This window comes from Microbacterium sp., assembly GCF_052099035.1.
GTDB lineage: Bacteria > Actinomycetota > Actinomycetes > Actinomycetales > Microbacteriaceae > Microbacterium.
Map to the genome: position 1 here is coordinate 26,246 of NZ_JBQDSX010000002.1, position 20,986 is coordinate 47,231.

Annotated in this window: 19 protein-coding genes and 1 pseudogene; 11 read left to right on the top strand and 9 right to left on the bottom strand. The window is 66.5% G+C overall.

What is annotated here, in order from left to right:
- Positions 1 to 18: 18 nt before the first annotated feature.
- Complete coding sequence (locus ACTIAO_RS01345; protein WP_441904536.1) at positions 19 to 306, top strand: HPr family phosphocarrier protein; 288 nt, start codon at positions 19 to 21, stop codon at positions 304 to 306.
- On the opposite strand, the gene ACTIAO_RS01350 is transcribed toward ACTIAO_RS01345, so the two are convergent.
- Positions 293 to 2,215 carry a BglG family transcription antiterminator gene (locus ACTIAO_RS01350; RefSeq protein WP_441904537.1) on the bottom strand — a complete coding sequence of 641 codons (1,923 nt, stop codon included), beginning with the start codon at positions 2,213 to 2,215 and terminating at the stop codon, positions 293 to 295. The genes ACTIAO_RS01345 and ACTIAO_RS01350 overlap by 14 nt on opposite strands.
- 143 nt (positions 2,216 to 2,358) lie before the next feature.
- Here ACTIAO_RS01350 and ACTIAO_RS01355 point away from each other — a divergent pair, with 143 nt between their 5' ends.
- The 10 genes and pseudogenes from ACTIAO_RS01355 (at position 2,359) to ACTIAO_RS01400 (ending at position 11,867) form a co-directional block, all read left to right on the top strand.
- Complete coding sequence (locus ACTIAO_RS01355) at positions 2,359 to 2,691, top strand: PTS sugar transporter subunit IIB (protein ID WP_441904538.1); 333 nt, start codon at positions 2,359 to 2,361, stop codon at positions 2,689 to 2,691.
- Entirely contained in the window at positions 2,688 to 2,969 is a 282-nt protein-coding gene (locus tag ACTIAO_RS01360) for an HPr family phosphocarrier protein (protein ID WP_441904539.1), read from the top strand. The genes ACTIAO_RS01355 and ACTIAO_RS01360 overlap by 4 nt, the downstream gene beginning before the upstream one ends.
- Positions 2,966 to 4,651, top strand: coding sequence for a phosphoenolpyruvate--protein phosphotransferase (gene ptsP, locus ACTIAO_RS01365; protein WP_441904540.1), 1,686 nt, complete (start codon positions 2,966 to 2,968; stop codon positions 4,649 to 4,651). Before ACTIAO_RS01360 ends, ptsP begins: the two co-directional genes overlap by 4 nt.
- Positions 4,648 to 6,261 (top strand): annotated as a pseudogene (locus ACTIAO_RS01370) (PTS mannitol transporter subunit IICB). Before ptsP ends, ACTIAO_RS01370 begins: the two are co-directional and overlap by 4 nt.
- A complete protein-coding gene (locus tag ACTIAO_RS01375; RefSeq protein ID WP_441904541.1) occupies positions 6,258 to 6,692 on the top strand; it encodes a PTS sugar transporter subunit IIA in 435 nt (144 codons plus the stop codon). Before ACTIAO_RS01370 ends, ACTIAO_RS01375 begins: the two are co-directional and overlap by 4 nt.
- Positions 6,689 to 7,846, top strand: coding sequence for a mannitol-1-phosphate 5-dehydrogenase (locus ACTIAO_RS01380; RefSeq protein ID WP_441904542.1), 1,158 nt, complete (start codon positions 6,689 to 6,691; stop codon positions 7,844 to 7,846). Before ACTIAO_RS01375 ends, ACTIAO_RS01380 begins: the two co-directional genes overlap by 4 nt.
- Positions 7,847 to 7,927: 81 nt before the next feature.
- Positions 7,928 to 9,217: a flavin-containing monooxygenase gene (locus ACTIAO_RS01385; protein ID WP_441904543.1), complete on the top strand. Its 1,290-nt coding sequence runs from the start codon at positions 7,928 to 7,930 to the stop codon at positions 9,215 to 9,217.
- The gene (locus ACTIAO_RS01390) at positions 9,214 to 10,167 is read left to right on the top strand and encodes a bile acid:sodium symporter family protein (protein WP_441904544.1); all 954 of its coding nucleotides are present in this window, start codon (positions 9,214 to 9,216) and stop codon (positions 10,165 to 10,167) included. The genes ACTIAO_RS01385 and ACTIAO_RS01390 overlap by 4 nt, the downstream gene beginning before the upstream one ends.
- Positions 10,164 to 11,114, top strand: a complete 951-nt coding sequence (locus ACTIAO_RS01395) for an SDR family oxidoreductase (RefSeq protein ID WP_441904545.1) — start codon at positions 10,164 to 10,166, stop codon at positions 11,112 to 11,114. Before ACTIAO_RS01390 ends, ACTIAO_RS01395 begins: the two co-directional genes overlap by 4 nt.
- Before the next feature lie 9 nt (positions 11,115 to 11,123).
- Complete coding sequence (locus tag ACTIAO_RS01400; RefSeq protein ID WP_441904546.1) at positions 11,124 to 11,867, top strand: alpha/beta hydrolase; 744 nt, start codon at positions 11,124 to 11,126, stop codon at positions 11,865 to 11,867.
- Positions 11,868 to 11,884: 17 nt separating this feature from the next.
- Here the strand turns inward: ACTIAO_RS01400 and ACTIAO_RS01405 are convergent, their stop codons facing one another.
- The 8 genes from ACTIAO_RS01405 to ACTIAO_RS01440 are packed head-to-tail and all read right to left on the bottom strand — an operon-like array spanning position 11,885 to position 20,918.
- A complete protein-coding gene (locus ACTIAO_RS01405) occupies positions 11,885 to 12,748 on the bottom strand; it encodes a carbohydrate kinase family protein (RefSeq protein ID WP_441904547.1) in 864 nt (287 codons plus the stop codon).
- A 5-nt stretch (positions 12,749 to 12,753) separates the two neighbouring features.
- Complete coding sequence (locus ACTIAO_RS01410) at positions 12,754 to 13,914, bottom strand: polysaccharide deacetylase family protein (protein WP_441904548.1); 1,161 nt, start codon at positions 13,912 to 13,914, stop codon at positions 12,754 to 12,756.
- Between the two features lie 38 nt (positions 13,915 to 13,952).
- On the bottom strand, positions 13,953 to 15,089 hold the full coding sequence (locus ACTIAO_RS01415) for an adenosine deaminase (RefSeq protein ID WP_441904549.1): 1,137 nt from the start codon (positions 15,087 to 15,089) through the stop codon (positions 13,953 to 13,955).
- Between the two features lie 50 nt (positions 15,090 to 15,139).
- Positions 15,140 to 16,429: a thymidine phosphorylase gene (locus tag ACTIAO_RS01420; RefSeq protein ID WP_441904550.1), complete on the bottom strand. Its 1,290-nt coding sequence runs from the start codon at positions 16,427 to 16,429 to the stop codon at positions 15,140 to 15,142.
- The gene (locus ACTIAO_RS01425; protein ID WP_441904551.1) at positions 16,426 to 16,824 is read right to left on the bottom strand and encodes a cytidine deaminase; all 399 of its coding nucleotides are present in this window, start codon (positions 16,822 to 16,824) and stop codon (positions 16,426 to 16,428) included. The genes ACTIAO_RS01420 and ACTIAO_RS01425 overlap by 4 nt, the downstream gene beginning before the upstream one ends.
- A gap of 7 nt (positions 16,825 to 16,831) precedes the next feature.
- Complete coding sequence (locus tag ACTIAO_RS01430) at positions 16,832 to 18,112, bottom strand: ABC transporter permease (protein WP_441904552.1); 1,281 nt, start codon at positions 18,110 to 18,112, stop codon at positions 16,832 to 16,834.
- A complete protein-coding gene (locus ACTIAO_RS01435) occupies positions 18,109 to 19,401 on the bottom strand; it encodes an ABC transporter permease (RefSeq protein ID WP_441904553.1) in 1,293 nt (430 codons plus the stop codon). Before ACTIAO_RS01435 ends, ACTIAO_RS01430 begins: the two co-directional genes overlap by 4 nt.
- Entirely contained in the window at positions 19,398 to 20,918 is a 1,521-nt protein-coding gene (locus ACTIAO_RS01440) for an ABC transporter ATP-binding protein (RefSeq protein WP_441904554.1), read from the bottom strand. Before ACTIAO_RS01440 ends, ACTIAO_RS01435 begins: the two co-directional genes overlap by 4 nt.
- Between the last annotated feature and the right edge of the window lie 68 nt (positions 20,919 to 20,986).

Consider the following 20,986-nt stretch of genomic DNA (forward strand, 5'->3'; position numbering starts at 1 on the left):
ATCGAAGAGGAGGCATCGATGCCGATCAGACGGGTGATCATCAGCGCACACGACGGGCTGCACGCACGGCCCGTGGCAGAGCTCGCACGCCTCGCGCTGGCACACCCCGAACCGGTCACGCTGACTACCGAAGCCGGAAGCACCGTCGACGTCGGCAGCATCCTGGCCGTCATGGATCTCGCGCTGAGTGCCGGAGACGAGGTGCGGCTCGAGACGCCCGACTCCGCGGGAGCGCAGAGAGTCCTGACCGAGCTCGCCGCCGTGCTCGATCCAACGAATCGATCGGCGACGCTCAGCCGTCGATGACGGCGACGAGCTCGTCGAGGAACGCCTCGAACGTCGTGCCCCTGCGCACGATCCGCTGCACGCTCTCCCGCTCGCTGAACACTTCGACCAGCTGCTCGAACACCATCTGGAACGCCGCCCGGTCGCTCTCGCTGAACGCGGCGAGCGCAACCACCTGAACACGCCCGTCTCCCCACGCCACCGATCCGTCGGCGACGCCGATCGCGATGGCTGTGCGCGCGGCGGTCATCTGCAGCGCGTGGGGCACCGCCAGTGCGTCGGTGAACGCCGTCGAAGACATCCGCTCCCTGGCGATCGTGTTCTCGACGTAGTCCTCACCGATGAGCCCGGATGCGACCAGCGTCCCGCCGAGCCGGCGAATGATCGCTTCCGGGCCTTCATCAGCCAGGGGATGGATGTACGCGTCCGGTGAGAAGTAACGCGCGAGCTCCGCGCGCAGCCGGTTCAATCGCCGTGCACGTCGCAGTCGCGCAGCGGTCTGCGAAACGCGTTCGATGTCAGCGTCGGTGAGGAACGGCTGAATGCGCACGAATCGCTCGCTGCTCGTGCCGGGGTCGATCGTGGTGAGCACGAGATCTGTGTCGATGCCCGCCCAGTCCGGGTCGACGGTGGTGACGACACCGGTCACTTCGACGGATGCCCCCAGAGACCGGTCGACGCTGGAGCGCAGCAGCTCGTGCAGTTCGTAGTAGCCGGGGCACACGATCGTCGCGGTGAGGATCGACTCCGCTTTCCTGCTGCGCTCCAGTCTCCCGCCGATGTGCATCGCGATGTAGGCGATCTCATCGTCGTGGATCGGCGCGCCGAGTCGGTCGTGCAGGCCGCTGGCGATCGAGACGGCTACTTCGAAGATCATCGGGTACGAGGATTTGAGCGAGCGCGTGAGCGGGTTGCGGGTCCACGCCTGTTCTTCGGCGCGACGCAGCAGGTTCTGCACGTGCAGGGCGAGGCGCAGGATGAACTTCTCATCGACCAGGTCGACCTGGTAGTCGGCCGCCGCCTGCACGATCTCTGCGCGCACCGCCGCCTCGATCACGGGATCCACACCGCTGCGCACGGCGTCAGCGGCAGCATCCTGACCAGGAGCAATCGCGCGGGTGAGCACGAGCGTTGCCAGGTGCGCGCTGTCTCCCTCGCCCAGCGTCACGCCGAAGTGCTCGGAGGTGAGCTCGCCGATCACCGCACCGAGTCGGGGAATCTCGTCCCAGGTACCGGCGACGGGAGTCTCCAGCGCACGGCCACCGGAGACCCGGTCGGCGGCGATCGCGATGTGCAGCAGAACGTCGGAGATCGCCAGCTCGTTGACGTAGTAGCCGAGGCCGCCGAGCTCGCGCACCAGCGCCGTCTTGAACGGCCCGACGGCGTGTGCCGCGACGGCCGTTCCGGTCAGCGCTCGGCGGATGCTCTCCGGATGGAACGATCCGGCATCCATCTCATCGTGCGCGAGTCTGCTGAGGAGTCTGCGCTGGGCGACCTCCGCGCCGTGCAGACGTACCGTCTCGCGGTCGCGCTCGAGACGCAGGTCCATGCCGTCCAGCAGTCCTCGAACCCGTGCCAGGTCGGCCTCGAACGTCGCCTCGCTCACATGCATGCGGTCCGCGGTCTCGTAGACGTCGATGCCATCGGAGGCATCGAGCAGTGTCCGCACGAGGGTGTGCAGGCGATCGCGGGGCGCTGATTCCCCCGACGGCCGTGCTCGCAGCGCATCGTGGGCCCCGGGCCCGGCCCGGTAGCCGGCAGGTCCTGATTCGACGGCATCGGCGCCGGTCGTGCGGGTGTTCAGAGACGCGACATAGGAGCGGATGCTGCGCGGCGTCACTCCCAGCAGATCAGCGAGGCTCGCGGCCGTCGCCCATTCGTCCTGCCGGAGCAGGGTCTGCAGGAGCCGGTCCTGACGCTGTCGCGACATGACTCCCATGATGCCAGCACTGCACCCGCCTGCGGGCGGAACCCCACGTTCCGCAGGGGCGGAAAGGAACCTGGTGGCGCCGCTCTCAGGAAGTTCCCAGAATGGAGGGAGCGTCATGGAGGCACGAACAAGAGGTGGAATCGATGAAGATCCTGGTGGTGTGCGGCGCGGGCGCGTCGAGCACCTTCGTCGCCCAGCGGCTGCGGCGTGCGGCATTCCTTGCCGGTCACGACTGGCAGGCCTCTGCCGGTGCCGAAAGCAGCGTCAGCACGACATTCGCGGATCTCGTGCTCATCGGCCCTCACCTCGCCGATCGCACGGATGCGATCCGCTCCGCCACCCCAGCGCGCGTGGCCGTTCTCCCTGACGACGTCTTCAGCGATCGGGATGGCTTGCGAACGCTCGCCATCGCCGAAGCGGCGCTGACTCCCCCTGCTCTGTCCGACTCCCCATCCACGGCGAAAGGAACATCATGACCGAGGTCGCACGCACTGTCCGGATCGGCTCTTCCCACGGCCTGCACGCCCGACCGGCGAAGCTCTTCGCGCAGGCTGCGAAGGAGTCCGGCATCCCCGTCACCATCGCGAAAGGCGACGGCAAGGCGGTCAACGCCGCCAGCATCCTCGGCGTTATCGCCCTCGCGGTCGAGCACGGCGACTATGTGACGCTCACCGCGGACGGCGAGGGAGCCGAAGGCATCCTCGACACGCTGACCGAACTGCTGACCACTGATCACGACCAGGCGACGGCATGACCGAGCTTCGTGGAGTAGGCATCGGCCAGAACGTCGCTCAGGGCCCGGTCGTGCGCATGGCAGATGCGCTGCCGGCACCCGAAAACACACCCAGTGCGGTGGGAACGGACACCGAACGCGCCCGCGCTCGCGAGGCCGTGACAGCCGTCGCCGCCGAGCTGCAGCAGCGTGCCGAGACTGCCGGCGGGTCGGCGCAGGAGGTCCTGGAGGCCCAGGCGATGATCGCCGAGGACCCCACGCTGCAGGACGAGGTCGACGCGCGCATCGACGACGGCGGCACTGCGGAGTGGGCCGTGCACGATGCGTTCGCTGGGTTCCGCGCCACGCTCGAGGCGGTCGGAGGCTATCTCGGTGAACGTGCGGCTGACCTCGACGACATCGCGCAACGCGTCCTCGCACATCTGCGCGGTGTCGATGCTCCCGGCGTCCCCGACCCCGGTCATCCCTTCGTTCTCGTCGCCCGCGACCTCGCACCCGCCGACACGGCACTGCTGAACCTCGAGCAGGTGCTGGCGCTGATCACCACCGACGGCGGTCCCACTTCTCACACGGCGATCCTGGCGCGCGAGAAGGGCATCGTCGCGATCGTCGGCGCCACGGGCGCTGCGACGCTGGAGAACGGCCAGACCGTGATCGTGGATGCTGCCGCCGGAGCCGTCACGACCGATCCCTCGGATGAGCAGCTCGAACGTGCGGCGACCCGGGCTGCCGCGCGCGCCGCGGCTGTCGACGCTCCGCCATCGCCCGGTGCTCTCGCCGATGGCACCGCCATCATGCTCCTGGCGAATCTGGGCAAGCCCGCGGACGCGGCCGAAGCCGTCGCCCGCGGTGCTGAAGGCGTCGGACTCTTCCGCACCGAGTTCCTGTTCCTCTCGGCATCCCAAGCGCCCACCGTCAGCGAACAGAGCACGTCCTACCGGGAGCTGCTGGAGGCCTTCCCAGGCAAGAAGGTCGTCGTCCGCATGCTGGATGCCGGCGCGGACAAACCGCTCGCCTTCCTCAACGATGCGCACGAGGAGAACCCCGCGCTCGGAATGCGCGGGCTGCGATCGCTGCGCGCGAGCGAAGACATCCTGCGCGAGCAGCTCACCGCGCTCGCCGAAGCGGATGCCGCCACCTCCGCCGATCTGTGGGTCATGGCACCGATGGTGGCGACCGTCGAGGAGACGAAGTATTTCACCACCCTCGCCCGGGAGTACGGAATCAAGACCGCGGGCGTCATGGTCGAGATCCCGGCGAGCGCGCTGCTCGCCGACCGCGTTCTCGCACATGCCGACTTCGCCTCGGTCGGAACGAACGACCTGACCCAGTACACGATGGCGGCCGATCGCATGCTCGGCTCGGTCGCGAATCTGCAGGACCCCTGGCACCCTGCCGTGCTGCGACTGGTCGGCGAGGTCGGGACTGCCGGCGCACGCACCGGCAAACCGGTCGGCATCTGCGGTGAGGCCGCCGCCGACCCGCTGTTGGCTGTCGTTCTCGTCGGACTCGGTGCCACGAGCCTCTCCATGGCACCGGCCGCCCTCGCCGATGTTCGACTCGCGCTCTCCGAGCGCACCCTCGATGAGGCACGGAGCCTCGCCGAGATCGCACTTGCCGCCGATGACGCGGCCGGTGCACGCAGCGCCGTGGCAGAAGCTGCGGCATCCCTCCCCTCTCACCAGAAAGAGACGAGATCATGACGACGTCGTCACCCACCAAGCCCGGAGGCGCCCGCGTCGCGGTGCAGCGCTTCGGCACGTTCCTGTCCGGCATGATCATGCCGAACATCGCGGCGTTCATCGCCTGGGGCTTCATCACGATGCTCTTCATCCCGGCCGGCTTCTTCGGCGCGGACAGCCCGTTCGGGCCCGCGTGGCACTGGGCACCTGTGGCCGAGATCATCGGCGGCGGCGGCAATGCCGCCAGCATCCAGTGGGAGGGCGCCATGACCGCGCTCGCCGAGGGCGACGGAGGCAACTTCTTTGCCTAGGTCGGACTCGTCGGCGCGATGGTGACCTACCTGCTTCCGCTGCTGATCGCGAACATGGGCGGCCGGATGGTCTACGCCGAGCGCGGCGGCGTGGTCGCCACGATCGCCACGATGGGCGTCATCGTAGGCACCGACATCCCGATGTTCCTCGGTGCGATGATCATGGGACCGCTCGCGGCCTGGATCACCAAGCAGATGGACAAGATCTGGGACGGCAAGATCAAGGCCGGCTTCGAGATGCTGGTCAACAACTTCTCCGCCGGCATCCTCGGCATGATCCTCGCCGTCGTCGGCTTCTTCACCTTCGGCCCCGTGATGCTCGGCATCAGCACCGTTCTCGGCGCTGCTGTCGACTGGCTGGTCTCCCTCCAGCTGCTGCCGATCGTCTCGATCATCGTCGAGCCTGCGAAGGTGCTGTTCCTGAACAACGCCATCAACCACGGCGTGTTCACGCCTCTCGGCATCGAGCAGGCGACGGAGACGGGCAAGTCGATCCTGTTCCTCATCGAGGCGAACCCCGGCCCCGGTCTCGGACTGCTGATGGCGTTCACGTTCTTCGGTGTGGGGGCTGCGAAGGCATCCGCACCGGGAGCGGCGATCATCCAGTTCTTCGGCGGCATCCACGAGATCTACTTCCCCTACGCGCTGAGCAAGCCGATGACCATCCTCGCCCTCATCGTCGGCGGCGCCTCCGGTGTCGCGACGAACATGATCCTCGGCGGCGGACTCGCCTTCCCCGCCGCCCCCGGCAGCATCATCGCGGTCGGCGCCGCGGCGATCGGCCCCGGAGTCTGGAACCTCGTGGTCGTCTTCCTGTCGGTCCTCATCGCCGCTGTGGTGACGTTCCTCCTCACCGCACTCATCCTGCGGGCATCGCGCAAGCGCGACCTGGCGGCCGAGGGCGACTCCTTCGGCGCCGCGATCGCACAGACCGAGGCGAACAAGGGCAAGAAGTCCGAGCACCTGTCGAATCTGGCAGCGTCCAGTGCACCGGCGACAACGGCCACGGCCGTCGCTACCGCACCGATCGAGAGCATCGTGTTCGCGTGCGACGCCGGAATGGGTTCCTCCGCGATGGGCGCGAGCGTCCTGCGCAACAAGCTGAAGAAGGCCGGCATCACGGACATCAAGGTCACCAACCAGGCGATCGCGAACCTCGACGGGACGGCCGACCTCGTGATCACTCAGCAGCAGCTGACCGATCGCGCGCGGGACAAGTCTCCGAACTCGCACCATGTCTCGGTCGACAATTTCATGAACGCGCCGCAGTATGAAGAGGTCGTCGAAATGGTCAAGTCCCAGAAGGAGGAACAAGAATGAGCGTTCTCACGGTCGGTCAGATCCGCATCCACCCCGGCTCAGCGACCCAGGAGCAGGCGCTGCAGGAGGCGACCGATATCCTCGCCGCCGCCGGTGCCGTCACCCCCGCGTACGTCGATGCGATGCGGCAGCGAGAGGAGACCGTCTCGACGTTCATGGGCAACGGGCTCGCGATTCCGCACGGTACGAACGAGACCAAGGAGGCGATCCTCGCCTCAGGGCTGTCCGTGGTCCGCTACGACGGCGGCGTGGACTGGGCGGGCGACCCGGCCACCTTCGTCATCGGCATAGCCGGTCGCGGGGATGAGCACCTCGAGATCCTCTCGCAGATCGCCATCCTGTTCTCCGACGAGGACGATGTCGCGAAGCTCAATGCGGCCCAGACGCCGGACGAGCTGTTCGAGCTCCTTTCGGCGGTGAACGAGGCATGAAGGCGGTCCACTTCGGTGCCGGCAACATCGGCCGCGGCTTCGTGGGCCTGCTGCTGCACGAGGGCGGATACGATCTCGTCTTCTCCGACGTCGCCGGCGCCCTGGTGGACGCCATCAATGCCACGGACTCGTACACGGTGCATGAGGCGGGCCCCGGCGGGGTGGACCGCGTGGTCACGGGGTATCGGGCGCTCAACAGCGCGGAAGACCCGGATGCCGTGGCCGACGAGGTCGCGACCGCAGACGTCGTCACGTGTGCCGTCGGCCCGACCGTGCTGCGGTTCATCGCCCCGGCGATCGTCGCCGGGCTCTCCCGCCGCTCCCCCGACCTCGCGCCGGTGAAGATCATGGCGTGCGAGAACGCGATCGGTGCGACCGATCAGCTGCGTGCGGAGATCGAGAAGGTCGCCGGCGACGACGCTGTGGAGTTGCTGGCCCGCGCCGTGTTCGCGAACACGGCGGTCGACCGCATCGTCCCGGCCCAGCCGGAAGGTGGCGGGGTCGATGTCACCGTCGAACCGTACTTCGAGTGGGCGATCGAGCAGGGACCGTTCGGCGGCAACCTGCCGCACATCCCCGGTGCGCACTTCGTCGACGACCTGGGGCCTTACATCGAGCGCAAGCTCTTCACCGTGAACACCGGCCATGCCGCAACCGCATATTTCGGTGCGCAGGCGGGCATCGAGCGCATCTCCGATGCTCTGGCCGATCCGTCGATCGCAGCCCGCGTCGAAGCCGCTCTCGAAGAGACCTCAGCCATGCTCGCTGCGGTGCACGGCCTTGATCCTGCCGATCTCGCCGACTACCGCGCGACGATCCTGAACCGCTTCCGCAACCCGGAACTGGTCGATACCGTGCACCGGGTGGGACGTCAGCCGATGCGCAAACTCTCGCGCCACGAGCGCTTCATCGGACCCGCCTCGCAGGCGGCCGAGCTCGGACTTCCGACGTCGGCGCTGGTGGCCGCGGTCGCCGCGGCCCTCGCCTTCGATGACCCTGCCGATGAGCAGTCCGTCGAGCTGCAGCGGATGCTGCGCGGCGAAGACGCCGGCGTCCTCACTGCGACGGTGACCGGGCTCGAACCCGAGCATCCGCTCTTCGGGTCCGTGCACGATGTGTTCACCGCTCGCCAGCAGGAGTTGCACACGCTCTGATTCCCTTTCCGTGCGGCATTTCGGTTAGGGTCGATTAGCTGGGGGGCGTCAGATCGAGCACACCGTCGTGCGGGGAGCACTATGAACGAATACGCCGTCATCGGCGCGGGTCCATCCGGTTTGTCGGCGGCGCGGGCGCTGCAGAAACAGGGAATCGAGGTCGACGGGTACGAGGCATCCCACGATGTCGGAGGTCTCTGGGACATCACGAACCCGCGCAGCTCGATGTACGAGTCCGCACACCTGATCTCGTCGCGGACCACGACCGAGTTCGCCGAGTTCCCGATGGACTCGGAGGTCGACTACCCGAGTCACACCGTGCTGCAGGACTACTTCCGTTCCTATGCCGACCATTTCGAGTTGAGGGGGCTGTTCCGCTTCGACACGATGGTCACCCGTCTCGAGCCGCGCGATGGCGGGTGGGACCTCACCTCGAGTGGGCCGGACGGTGAGGAGACGCGATGGTACGCGGGCGTCGTCCTCGCCAACGGCACCCTCGCGGAGCCCAGCATCCCGCGTTTCGACGGCGAGTTCGACGGCGAGATCATGCACACCCACTTCTACAAGAGCGCCGCGCAGCTGGACGGCAAACGGGTGCTCATCATCGGTGCGGGAAACTCCGGATGCGACATCGCCGTCGATGCGGTGCACCATGCCGCATCCGTCGATATGAGCGTGCGGCGCGGGTACTACTTCGTGCCGCGCTACCTGTTCGGCAGGCCGAGTGACACCCTCAATCAGGGTCGCCCGCTGCCGCGACGCATCAAGCAGGCCCTCGACTCACGGGTGCTGAAGGCTTTCACGGGCGATCCGGTGCGCTTCGGCTTCCCCAAGCCCGACTACCGCATCTACGAGTCGCATCCCATCGTCAACACGATGGTGCTGAACCACCTCGGCCAGGGTGACCTGCGCGTCCGTGCCGACATCGACCGCTTCGACGGTCAGACGGTGCATTTCCGCGACGGCACCTCCGGTGACTACGACCTGGTGCTGCTCGCCACCGGCTACTCCCTCGGCTATCCGTTCGTCGATCGTGAGCACCTGTCGTGGCGCTCAGCGTCGCCGCGGCTGTTCCTCAACATCTTCCCGGCGATGTTCAACGGCCTGTACGTGATGGGCATGGTCGAGGCATCCGGTCTCGGCTGGCAGGGCCGGTACGAGCAGGCCGAGCTCTTGGCGAGCTACCTCGCGGCCGTCGAGAACGACCCGGCACGAGCCGAGCGCTTCCGTGCCAGGGTCACAGGGTCGCCCTGGCCGGACGTCACGGGCGGATACCGGTATCTGGCGCTGGATCGCATGTCGTACTACGTCAACAAGGATGCCTACCGCGGAGCCGTGCGCGCGGAGCGGAACATGCTGGAATCGGCATGAACGTCGACGATGTCGTCCTGAGCTTCACTCCCGGGTCGCTGACCCTGCTGAATGTCGTGCTGGGTCTCATCATGCTCGGCATCGCGCTGGACACGGCGCCAGAGGACTTCCGGGTCGTGGCGAAGCACCCGAAGCCCTTCATCATTGCGATCCTCGCCCAGCTGCTCCTGTTGCCCGCGGTGACCTTCGGTCTGACGCTGGTGCTGCCGGTGACGGCCTCGATGGCGATGGGGATGATCCTCGTCGCCTGCTGCCCACCGGGGAACATCTCGCAGGTGCTCACACATCGCTCGGGGGGCAACGTGGCCCTGTCGGTGTCGATGACCGCGGTCGGCAACCTGCTGTACATCGTCGCGATGCCGCTGAGCATCGCCTTCTGGGGGTCGTTGCATCCGACCGCGCGCGCCGTGCTCGAGCAGGTCGCCCTCGATCCGCTGAAGATGCTGCTGGAGATCGTACTCATCATCGGACTGCCGTTCACCGTCGGGCTCTTCGTGCGTGCGAAGCTGCCGAAGGTCGCAGCGAAAGCGCACCCGTTCGTGAAGTGGTTCAGCCTGCTCGCCCTGGTCGGATTCATCGTCGTCGCCCTCGTCGGCAACTGGTCGGTGTTCATGCAGGTGCTCGGGATCATCGTGCTGGTCGTCACCGTGCACGACGCCGTCGCCCTGGCGCTCGGCTACGGCACGGCGGTCGTCGGCGGGCTCGGCACGCGTGAGCGAAAAGCGATGACGTTCGAGGTCGGCATCCGCAACGCCGGACTCGGACTCGGACTGGTGTTCGCGTTCTTCGGCGGCCTCGGCGGCATGGCGATCGTCGCAGGATGGTGGGGCATCTGGGATATCGCCGCCGGGCTCATCGTCGCAGCCCTCTGGGCGCGGCACACGAAAAAGCGCACGGGCTCTGCCACCGGAGACGCGAGCAGACGCAGCACCGTGAAGCGCGCATCATGACCCGCGTGCTGATCACCGGCGGTGGTGGATTTCTCGGCTCGCACGTCGCAGAGCTGCTCGCAGCCCGCGAGGACGTCGAGCTGGTCGTGTCGGCCGATCTGCGCGCGGGTTCGGAGCGCGACGGCATCCGCACGGCGCTTATGGATGTGACGGATGCCGCCGCCATCGCCCCCGTCCTGCGCGAGCACCGCATCGACACGGTCGTGCATCTCGCGGCGATCGTGAACCCGGGCGCCGATGTCGACCTCGAATACCGCGTCGACGTCACCGGCACCGCGAACGTGCTCGCGGCCTGTGTCGAGACCGGTGTGCGGCGCATCGTGGTCTCCAGCTCCGGTGCTGCCTACGGCTACCATCCCGACAATCCGGCGTGGATCGATGAGTCCCAGCCGCTGCGCGGCAACGATGTCTTCCCGTACTCGCGCCACAAGCGGCTCGTCGAGGAGATGCTCGCGGAGCGTCGGCGAACCAACCCGGAGCTCGAGCAGGTGATCTTCCGAATCGGCACGATCCTCGGTCCCGATGTCCGCAACCAGATCACGGCGCTGTGGGACGGTCGGCGCATCCTGCGGATCGCCGGGTCGGACTCGCCCTTCGTGTTCGTGTGGGTGGATGATGTCGCCGCGGCCATGGTGTGCGCCGCTACCGACGGACGCCCGGGAATCTACAACGTGGCAGGTAGCGGCGCGATGACCGTTTCCGAGATCGCTGCGCGACTCGGGAAGCCGTGCCTCACGGTTCCGGCGTGGGCGTTGTCTGTCGCGCTTCGCGTGGGGCGGATGCTGCGCCTCACCCCGCACGGCCCGGAGAAGGTGATCTTTCTGCGCTACCGGCCCGTGCTCGCGAACAGACGACTCACGCAGGAGTTCGGCTTCACACCGTCTCGCACGTCCGCGGAAGCATTCGAGGAGTACCTGGCGACGCACCCCGGCGTGGCGCGTCCGTAGTCTTAGGTCGTGCAGAAGAAGAAGCGTCGGATCCTCAAGCGGGTCCTGTGGAGCGTCGTCCTGGTTATCGTCATCGCCATCGGCGGGACGCTCGCGTGGACGCAGATCGGGGTCATGCCTGCCGAAAAGGGCCCGCTCGCTGAAGCCAGGGCGAACCCGTCGATCACGATCGACGACACCTCCGAGGGCATCGTCCTCTCCCCCGCTGACGGGGTCTCGGAGACCGGACTCGTCTTCATCCCCGGAGCGAAGGTCGACCCCTGGGCGTACGTCGCGATTCTTCAGGACGTCGCAGCAGAAGGCACCACTGTCGTCATCACACGCCCGTGGTTGAACCTGGCGTTCTTCGATCTGCGCGGGCTCGATACGTTCACCTCGGCCGCGCCCGACATTGACGAATGGGGTGTCGGCGGGCACTCGCTCGGTGGAGTGCGCGCGTGCCAGCTCGCGGAGGATGCCGATGCTCTGGTGCTGTTCGGATCGTATTGCGCCACGGATCTCTCGGATGCGGACCTCGGCGTGCTCAGCCTGGCCGGCAGCGAAGACCTGCTCTCGACGCCGGAGAAGATCGCGGGCGCACGGCATCTGCTGCCCGCAGGCGCAGAGCTGGTCGAGATCGAGGGTGCATCACACGCGTCGTTCGGCGATTACGGCCCGCAGAGCGGTGATGGCACCCCGACGATCTCCGCCGAGGAGATGCGAGCGACGGTGACGGAACTGCTCGTCCCATTCACCCAGATCCCGCCCCGCTAATCCGCTACCGGATCTGATCACGCACCGAGGACGGCATCGAGTAGCGGATGCAGATGCTTGCTGCCCAGCACCACTGATGCGGATCGTGTGCCGGACTCGAGGGCTGCCGCGAGCGACGCACCGCCCAGCCGAGCAGACAGCACACCGGCGAAGAATGCATCGCCGGCACCGTTGGTATCGACCACCTCCACGGGGATCGCCGGAACTTCGATCACCGCGCCGTCGGCATCCACCGCCACGGCCCCGTCAGCGCCGAGCGTGCACACGGCGAAGGATGCGCCGCCGTCCACGCGAGACCGCAGAAACGCTACGGGATCGTCTAGTTTGTCGTCGTTGCAGAAGACGGCATCCGCTCCGGCGAGGAACGGTCGATGAAACTCATTCACCCCGTCGTAGTCGTGCACATCCACCCACACCCGCGCTCCGGCCTCGGCCGCGATCGGCAGGAGACGTGACGACTCAGACGCGAGATCGAGCACGACGACCTCGGCGCTCCCCAGAGCCACGCGCACGTCCTGGGGAACATCACCGTTCTGTTCCGAGGGGGAAGCCAGATACAGCGACACGCGCTCGCCGGCACGCGTCATCAGGTTGAGATGACGCTCGGTCTGGGCACTTGTGCCCCATCTGACGGAGACTCCGGCCGCAGACATCGCCTGTTGAACACGGCGCCCTGCCGCATCGTCGCCGACGAGCGCGTAGAGCATCGCCTCGACGCCCGCGTCGGCAAAGCTCAGAGCCTTGCCCGCACTCGTCCCGCCGACTGTCTCCCAGGTGTCCTCAGCGAACTGCATGTGCGGCACGGGGTCAGGGAGTCGATCGAGCACGACGAGCTGGTTCCACGAAGCGGGGCCGGCGATGAAGACGCGGGGAGAACTCATCTCCCTCAGCCGATCAGGTTGATCAGCGCGTCAAGGCCCATCCCGTAGTCGATGCGCACGACAGGCAGCGCGAGCTTGTCGGTGCCGATGCCCACGGTTCCCGGCTCGATCGTGCGAGCCATCTCGTATCCGGCCTGGGCAACCCCTGCCTTGGCCGTGTCGTTGTAGTGCCCGTACGGGTAGGCGATCACTTCACGCACTCCGAGGATGTCACCGGAGGTGTTCAGGTCGGCGGCGATCTCATCCGCTGTCCAGTTCACCATGCGCCCCTCGCCGTTCTCCCCCGCCTGATGCATGTCATGGGTGTGCGAACGACGCTGCACGTAGATCGACGGCGGCGGATCCTGCCGGTACGCCGTGATCATGAACGAGGTTGCCAGCACCTTGTTGTTCGCGACGACCGGGGCCGCCAGATCGAACCACGTCTGGTCCGCATCATCATCGGTGATGATGACCGACCGCGGCGGAAGATACAGCCGCCCATCGATGAAAGCACTCAGCTCATCCCACGTCGGCAGGTAGAAACCGGTCGTGGCGATGTGATTCATCTGCGCCTCGAAGTCGCCGATGTACGCGTAGTTCCCTCGAAGCCATCCGTCCTCACCGTCAGGATTGGCGGTGAACTGGTGGTACATCAGGATCGGCACTTCGGTGCCGGCCGCGGCGTTCTGATCGGCCGGCATCCACGAGCCGTAGAGCTCGACGACCTGATCTTCGCACGCGACCTCCTCGGCACCGTTGATCCGGGATGCCGGGTCGAACGCCGCCGCTGCGTCTTCGGTGGCGTACCAGCCGCCGAATGCCATGCCCTCCTGAGCCGGAATAGGCAGCCCGGCATAGAGCGTCGCCTGATGCTGCAGCATCGGCGCATCCGTGATGCCCTCCCCGGAGAAGACGGCTGCGCAAGCCGTCGGATCGTTCGCATCGGCGAGCAACTGCTCCGCCGGCGAGAGCGGGGTCGGTTCGGGTGTGGGCGTCGAAGACGCCGCCGAGGTGGCTGCGTCGTCGGCTTGGACTGAGCCTGCACGCATCGTCGAGAGGACGATCGTCAACGTCACCCCCAGAACGACGACCGCACAGATCGCAACGACCAGCAGCAGGCGACCATTGAACCTTCGACGCCGCTCGTGCGTCGCTCGCCTGCGGCGACGACTGTCTTCCCCCATGATGCACCCCTCTCGGGTCTCATCCTAGAGGGAGGGTGTCAGTCGTTCTGGAAGCCCTCGGCGATCATCTCGACGAGTTCCTCGCGCTCTTCAACCGGGAGGAACGTTGCGGCTGCGGCGTTGAACTGGAAGGTCTCCAGGTCGTCGAGGTCGTATCCGAACGCATCCACGAGCAGTGCGAGCTCTCGGGTGAGCGAGGTACGGCTCATCGTGCGGTTGTCGACGTTGACCGTGACGTTGAAACCCAGCTGGTAGAGCAGGTCGAAGGGGTGATCAGCAAGCTCGGTCCCCCACGCCTCGATGGCTCCGGTGTGCAGGTTCGATGATGGGGCAAGCTCCAGCGGGATCTCCCGGTCGCGCACCCAGCGGGCGAGGTCGCCGAATTTGACCTGCACCTCGTCACCATCGCGGTTCATGACTTCCAGATCCGAGACAAGACGCACGCCGTGCCCGATGCGAAGTGCGCGCCCGTCCAGCAGTGCGCTGCGGATGGATGCCAGACCTGCCGCTTCTCCCGCGTGCACAGTGATGGGCATGAAATTCGATGCCAGCAGTTCGAATGCTTCGCGATGATCGGATGCGGGGAAGCCGTCTTCGGGGCCGGCGATGTCGAAGCCGACCACTCCGTCCTCGCGGTGATCGAGTGCGAGCTCGGCGATCTCTCGCGCACGGTCGTTCTGGCGCATCGCGCTGAGAATCTGACCGACGCGGATGCTGCGCCCGGCAGACTCCGCCGCATCTTCGCCCTCTTCGATGCCCTGCTGCACGGCGTCGACAGCCTCATCCAGCGACAGCCCGGCCGACACGTGCTGTTCCGGGGCCCAGCGCACCTCACCGTAGATCACGCCGTCGTCGGCGAGATCTTCCACGAACTCACGAGCGATGCGGGTCAGACCTTCGGCGGTCTGCATGACGCCGACGGTGAAGTCGAACGTCTTCAGATAATTCACCAGCGAGTCCGATTCCGCCTGCGTACCGATCCAGTCCCCGAAGCCCCGCGCATCCAGTGCGGCACCGTTCGAGGCCACCGGAAGGTCTAGTCCGATCTGCGCGGCGAGCTCGACGACTGTCGCCGGACGCACAGCGCCGTCGAGGTGGTCGTGCAGCGAGATCTTCGGCAGCGAGCGCAACGAGACGCCCTGAATGGTGACGTCACCGTCGGATGCGATCGACATGGATATCGTCCTCTCAGAAAAACCTGGACACCGATGGGCCGCGCTACAGCCTACGCGGTGATGCGCTCGCGGACGAGAGGACCGATTTCGGGCGCGGTCTCTCCGACCGACCAGGCGCCCTCAACAGCGTCGAGGGCACGGGCGAACCGGGTTTCGTCCTCGGCCGACAGCGTGAACAGCGGCTGTCCTGCCGTGACTCGGTCACCGGGCTTGACGTGCAGATCGATGCCGGCCGAGTGAATGACCTGGTCTTCCGCCCGAGCGCGACCGGCGCCGAGGCGCCAGGCTGCGACGCCGAATGGCAGGGCGTCCATGCGGGTGAGAATGCCATCTGTCGCAGCGGTGACGACATGGGTCTCGCGTGCGACGGGGAGCGCGGCATCCGGGTCGCCGTCCTGCGCCCGGATCATCGCCTTCCAGGTGTCCATGGCGCGCCCATCGTCCAGGGCTGCTTCGACATCGGCATCCGGAAGACCTGCGAGCGCCAGCATCTCGCGAGCGAGGGCGATCGTGAGTTCACGAACGTCGGCGGGGCCACCGCCGGCGAGAATCTCGACGGACTCACGCACCTCGTTCGCGTTCCCGATCGCGAGCCCCAGCGGCACGTTCATGTCGGTCAGCAGTGCCGTCGTGGCGACGCCGGAATCAGTCCCCAGCGCGACCATCGTCTGGGCGAGCTCTCGGGCACGATCGATGTCCTGCATGAATGCCCCGGACCCGAACTTGACGTCGAGGACGAGCGCATCGGTACCTTCGGCGATCTTCTTCGACATGATGCTCGACGCGATCAGCGGAATCGCTTCTACCGTGCCGGTGACATCGCGCAGTGCGTAGAGCTTCTTGTCCGCGGGAGCGAGGCCGGAGCCGGCAGCGCAGATCACGGCACCGACGTCGCCCTGCATCTGTGCGAACATCTCCTCGTTCGACAGCGCCGCCCGCCACCCGGGGATCGACTCGAGCTTGTCGAGCGTCCCCCCGGTGTGGCCGAGGCCGCGGCCGCTCAACTGCGGCACGGCGACGCCGAAGGACGCCACCAGCGGGGCCAACGGGAGCGTGATCTTGTCGCCGACGCCACCGGTGGAGTGCTTGTCGACCGTCTTCTTGCCGAGGTCGCCGAAGCTCATCCGCTCGCCCGACGCGATCATGGCGTCGGTGAGTACGCGAATCTCCGAGCGCTCCATTCCGCGCTGGAGGATCGCCATCGCGAACGATGCCATCTGCGCATCGGAGACGTACCCGCGCGTGTAGGCATCCACCATCCACCGCAGTGCGGGCTCGGGAACGGTGCCGCCATCGCGCTTCGCGCGGATGACGTCGATCGCATCGAACGGCTCGGTCATCGGACATCCTCCAGGTCGCGCGGCCCGAACGCATCGGGCAGCACCTCATCGATTGTGCGGATGCCGGAGACGGTCTCCAGCAGCATCTCCGGCATGGAGTGCTCGAACAGCAGCTGACGGCACCGGCCGCACGGCATGATCGTCTGTCCGTCGTTGTTCACACAGACGAATGCGACGAGCTTTCCTCCGCCCGACATGTGCAGGTCGCCGACCAGGGCGCACTCGGCGCACAGCCCGACGCCGTACGACGCGTTCTCGACGTTGCATCCGGAAACGATACGGCCGTCGGCCACGAGTGCCGCCGCTCCCACCTTGTAACGCGAATACGGCGCGTACGCCTTCTGCATGGCCTCGGTGGCGACGTGACGAAGCTCGTCCCAGTCGATGTCAGTCATAGCTCCTCTAACTCTTGATATACGGCTCGCCGGAAGCTGCCGGCGGACGCGAGCGCCCCACCAGCCCCGCCACGGCGAAGATCGTCACGATGTACGGCAGCATCAGCATGAACTGACTGGGGACCGGGGAGCCGATCACCGACAGCACCCCCTGCAGGTTCGTGGCGAAGCCGAACAGCAGCGCGGCAAGCGTCGCACGCACCGGGTCCCACTTGCCGAAGATCACCGCAGCCAGGGCGATATAACCTGCCCCCGCGGTCATCTCGCGACCGAACTGCGGATTCGTCACCAGCGTGTAGAACGCACCTCCCATGCCGGCGATCGCACCGGCGAGCATCATGTTCCAATAGCGGGTCGGTGCGACCTTGATGCCGACGGTGTCCGCCGCCTGCGGATGCTCGCCCACAGCGCGAAGGCGCAGCCCCCAGCGGGTGCGGTACAGGCCGTACCAGACCAGGAAAACAGTGACGTACATCAGGTACACGATGATCGTCTGGCGGAACAGCACCGGTCCCAGCACCGGAATCTCGCTGAGCAGCGGGATCGGGAGCACGGGGAACAGCGGCGGCGAGTTCAGCGCCTCCGGGTTCGCGCTCAGTACCTGACGGTAGAGGAACGTCGTCAGTCCCGCCACAAGCACGTTCAGCACGACGCCGACGATCACCTGGTTGACGTAGTAGGTGATGGCGAACACGGCGAGCACGAGCGAGACGAGCACACCGGCGACCATCGCCGCGATCAGTCCGGCCCAGACGCTCTGCGTGGCTGATCCGACGAGCGCGGCCATGAAGGCTCCGGCCAGGAGCTGGGCCTCGATGGCGATGTTGACGACACCGACGCGCTCACCGATCACACCACCCAGCGCACCGAAGATCAGTGGTGTTGCGAGTGCCAGTGCACCGCCGAGGAGACCGATCATCGGCAGCGTTCCGCCGGCCGATGCCCACGCGAGGAATCCGACGAGGAGAACGATGACGTAGACGACCGTCAGCCACAGCGGAAGCTTGCGCCCCGCACGCGTCCAGACGACGGACAGCACGGTGACCAGCGCGAGCAGGACGACGGCGATCCACGCTGTGGCATTGGCGGGGACGACGAGTTCAGGCAGCTGGATGGCTGCGTTCGCCGACCGGACGAGCCGGAATGTGCTGTCGCCTTCGCGCGGGACGAGCAGCGGGAGCAGCGCGAACAGCACGGTGAACAGGCCGAAGATGATCGGCGTTTTCCAGGAGGTGATGGTGACGTGACGCTGTTCGTCACTGACCACTGTTTCAGCTGTGATGCTCATGCCGACACCTCCTCAGTGATCTGTGCCGCGTTCTTCTTCGGCTTTCTCGGCTTCTTGCGTGCGCCGGGCTGCGGTAGTCGGAAGATCGCACGCACGAGGGGAGGTGCGGCGATGAACAGCACGATCAGCGACTGCACGACGAGGACGATCTCGATCGGCACGTTCTCCGATGCCTGCATCGCGAATCCACCCGCCTTGAATGCACCGAACAGGATGCCGGCGGCGAGGATGCCCAGCGGTGTGGAGCGCCCCAGGAGCGCGACGGTGATCGCATCGAAGCCGATGCCGGCGTCGATGTCGCCGCCGAATCCGCTGGTGACGGTGCCGAGCACCTGGCTGACACCAGCGATGCCCACCAGCCCGCCGGCGATCACCATGACGAGGAAGTACATCCGACCGACGCTGATGCCTGCGACCTTCGCCGCTGTGGGGTTCTCCCCCACCGCACGGAATCGGAAGCCGAGACTCGAGCGCTCCAGCAGCCACCAGGTGAAGGCGACGGCGATCAGCGCGAGGATGAAGCCGGCGTGCAGGTTGTACCGCGGGCCCAGGATGTCCGGGAGGACAGCCGATTCGGCCATGGCCGCGGTCTTCGGGTTGTTGGACCCGGGCGCCTGCAGAATCCCCGGTGTGGCAAGCATCCAGGCTAAAAGGTAGAAGGCGATGTGGTTGAGCATGATCGTCACGATCACCTCATGCGCACCCGTACGAGCCTTGAGGATGCCGGCGATGCCGGCCCAGATCGCTCCCGCGATGACACCGGCGACGATGGCGACCAGCATATGCAGCGGCCACGGCAGGTTCATGCTCGTGGCCACCCAGCCGGCGGCGGCCGCGGCCATGAGCATCTGCCCCTGGCCGCCGATGTTGAACAGGCCGGCGCGGAACGCGAGCCCGACTCCAAGACCGGCGGCGATGAGAGGTGTCGCGAACTTGAGGGTCTCCGTCAGCGGCTTGATGCCCGCGGCGAAACCGTCGACGCGGAAGTTGTAGAACGCACCCTGGAACAACGCAACGTACGCGCCGGAAATCGACTGCCAGATCGCGGCGAGCATGTCCTGCGGCCGTGAGAAGAAGTACCCGGCCGTGCGCTGCACATCGGGATCCGTGAACGCGATCATGATGGAACCGGCGATCAGCGCCAGAATGACCGACAGCACCGAGATGAGCCCATTGCCCATCACGATCCTCCGGAACGCCCCGTGCCAGCGCGATGGTTCCATATCCGTGGGGTCGGTGCCGAAGTCCGCAGGAGCTGCGGGGATCGGCTTCAGTTCTGTGCCGCTCATGCGCTGGTCTCCTCTGTGGTCTCGACCATGCCGGCCATCATCAGTCCGAGCTGCTCGCGGCTGGTGTCACCCGGCACGACGCCGACGACCTTTCCGCGATACATGACCATGATGCGATCGGCGAGGGCTGCCGCCTCATCGAGCTCGGTGGAGATCACGACGACTGGGATGCCGGAATCGCGCGTCTCGATGACACGCTTATGGATGAATTCGATGGAGCCGACATCGACACCGCGCGTCGGCTGGGCTGCGACGAACAGAGAAAGCTCGCGGCTGAGCTCGCGGGCCAGCACGACCTTCTGCTGGTTTCCGCCGGAGAGACGGCCGGCCGGCTGCGTCGGGCCCTGTGTACGGATGTCGAACTCGGTGATCTTCTCTTTCGCGAAGCTGTCCAGCAGCTGCAGCTGCAGCGTTCCCGCCTTGACGAACGGGGCGCCGACCGAACGGTCCAGCATGAGGTTCTCGGCGATCGTGAATTCTTTGACGATGCCATCGGTGCTGCGATCCTCGGGCACGAAGCCGACGCCGTCGTCGAGGATGTCACGCACCGAGCGTCCGATCAGCTCCTCACCGTTGAGCCGCACGCTGCCCTTGACGCGGGGCTGGAGTCCGACGATCGCCTCGGTGAGCTCGGTCTGGCCGTTGCCCTGGACGCCCGCGATCACGAGCACCTCTCCGCCGCGGACGGAGAACGATACGTCGTCGACGAGCACTGTGCCGAAGGGGTCTGTGACCGTGAGATCGGTGACGACGAGGGATTCTTCGCCGAGCTTCGGCTCCTCCTTGTGCACGGTGAGCTCCACAGCGCGCCCCACCATCAGCGAAGCGAGCTCTTCATTGCTCGCCGTGGGCGATGCTTCACCGACGACCTTGCCGAGACGGATCACGGTGATGCGGTCCGCGACCTCGCGGACCTCGCGGAGCTTGTGGGTGATGAAGACGATCGATGTGCCCGTCTCCTGCAGCTGACGCATCGTCGCCATCAGCTCGTCGGTCTCCTGCGGGGTGAGCACGGCGGTCGGCTCGTCGAACACGAGGACCTTGGCATCACGAGAGAGCGCCTTGATGATCTCCACGCGCTGCTGCACGCCGACGGGAAGGTCTTCGACGATGGCATCCGGATCGACGTGGAAGCCGAACCGATCGGAGATCTCGCGCACCCTCGCGCGCGCAGCCGCGAGATCCAGACGACCGCCGAAGGTGGTCTCCTCATGGCCGAGCATGACGTTCTCGGCCACCGTGAAGACGGGGATCAGCATGAAATGCTGATGCACCATGCCGATGCCTGCGGCCATGGCGTCACCGGGACCGGCGAAGTGCTGTTCGACGTCGTTCAGCAGAATCGCGCCCTCATCAGCCTGGTACAGGCCGTAGAGCACGTTCATCAGCGTCGACTTCCCCGCACCGTTCTCGCCGAGGAGACAGTGGATCTCCCCCGGCTCGATCGTGAGGTCGATATGGTCGTTGGCTGTCAGCGCGCCGAACCTCTTCGTAATGCCGCGCAATTCAAGCTTCATGTGTCAGATCCTAACCAGCGAAGTTACTTCCGCCCAGGCTCCTGTGGAAGCCAGGCAAAGGCGAGGGG

What these genes read in the sequence shown, in the direction of transcription:
- ACTIAO_RS01405 (WP_441904547.1), bottom strand. Translation starts at nt 12,748, where the DNA reads ATGAGTTCTCCCCGCGTCTTCATCGCCGGCCCCGCTTCGTGGAACCAG.
- ACTIAO_RS01420 (WP_441904550.1), bottom strand. Translation starts at nt 16,429, where the DNA reads ATGACCGAGCCGTTCGATGCGATCGACGTCATCCGCGCGAAGCGCGAT.
- ACTIAO_RS01380 (WP_441904542.1), top strand. Translation starts at nt 6,689, where the DNA reads ATGAAGGCGGTCCACTTCGGTGCCGGCAACATCGGCCGCGGCTTCGTG.
- ACTIAO_RS01395 (WP_441904545.1), top strand. Translation starts at nt 10,164, where the DNA reads ATGACCCGCGTGCTGATCACCGGCGGTGGTGGATTTCTCGGCTCGCAC.
- ACTIAO_RS01415 (WP_441904549.1), bottom strand. Translation starts at nt 15,089, where the DNA reads ATGTCGATCGCATCCGACGGTGACGTCACCATTCAGGGCGTCTCGTTG.
- ACTIAO_RS01430 (WP_441904552.1), bottom strand. Translation starts at nt 18,112, where the DNA reads ATGAGCATCACAGCTGAAACAGTGGTCAGTGACGAACAGCGTCACGTC.
- ACTIAO_RS01345 (WP_441904536.1), top strand. Translation starts at nt 19, where the DNA reads ATGCCGATCAGACGGGTGATCATCAGCGCACACGACGGGCTGCACGCA.
- ACTIAO_RS01355 (WP_441904538.1), top strand. Translation starts at nt 2,359, where the DNA reads ATGAAGATCCTGGTGGTGTGCGGCGCGGGCGCGTCGAGCACCTTCGTC.
- ACTIAO_RS01350 (WP_441904537.1), bottom strand. Translation starts at nt 2,215, where the DNA reads ATGTCGCGACAGCGTCAGGACCGGCTCCTGCAGACCCTGCTCCGGCAG.
- ACTIAO_RS01425 (WP_441904551.1), bottom strand. Translation starts at nt 16,824, where the DNA reads ATGACTGACATCGACTGGGACGAGCTTCGTCACGTCGCCACCGAGGCC.
- ACTIAO_RS01435 (WP_441904553.1), bottom strand. Translation starts at nt 19,401, where the DNA reads ATGAGCGGCACAGAACTGAAGCCGATCCCCGCAGCTCCTGCGGACTTC.
- ACTIAO_RS01390 (WP_441904544.1), top strand. Translation starts at nt 9,214, where the DNA reads ATGAACGTCGACGATGTCGTCCTGAGCTTCACTCCCGGGTCGCTGACC.
- ACTIAO_RS01360 (WP_441904539.1), top strand. Translation starts at nt 2,688, where the DNA reads ATGACCGAGGTCGCACGCACTGTCCGGATCGGCTCTTCCCACGGCCTG.
- ACTIAO_RS01410 (WP_441904548.1), bottom strand. Translation starts at nt 13,914, where the DNA reads ATGGGGGAAGACAGTCGTCGCCGCAGGCGAGCGACGCACGAGCGGCGT.
- ptsP (WP_441904540.1), top strand. Translation starts at nt 2,966, where the DNA reads ATGACCGAGCTTCGTGGAGTAGGCATCGGCCAGAACGTCGCTCAGGGC.
- ACTIAO_RS01375 (WP_441904541.1), top strand. Translation starts at nt 6,258, where the DNA reads ATGAGCGTTCTCACGGTCGGTCAGATCCGCATCCACCCCGGCTCAGCG.
- ACTIAO_RS01440 (WP_441904554.1), bottom strand. Translation starts at nt 20,918, where the DNA reads ATGAAGCTTGAATTGCGCGGCATTACGAAGAGGTTCGGCGCGCTGACA.
- ACTIAO_RS01385 (WP_441904543.1), top strand. Translation starts at nt 7,928, where the DNA reads ATGAACGAATACGCCGTCATCGGCGCGGGTCCATCCGGTTTGTCGGCG.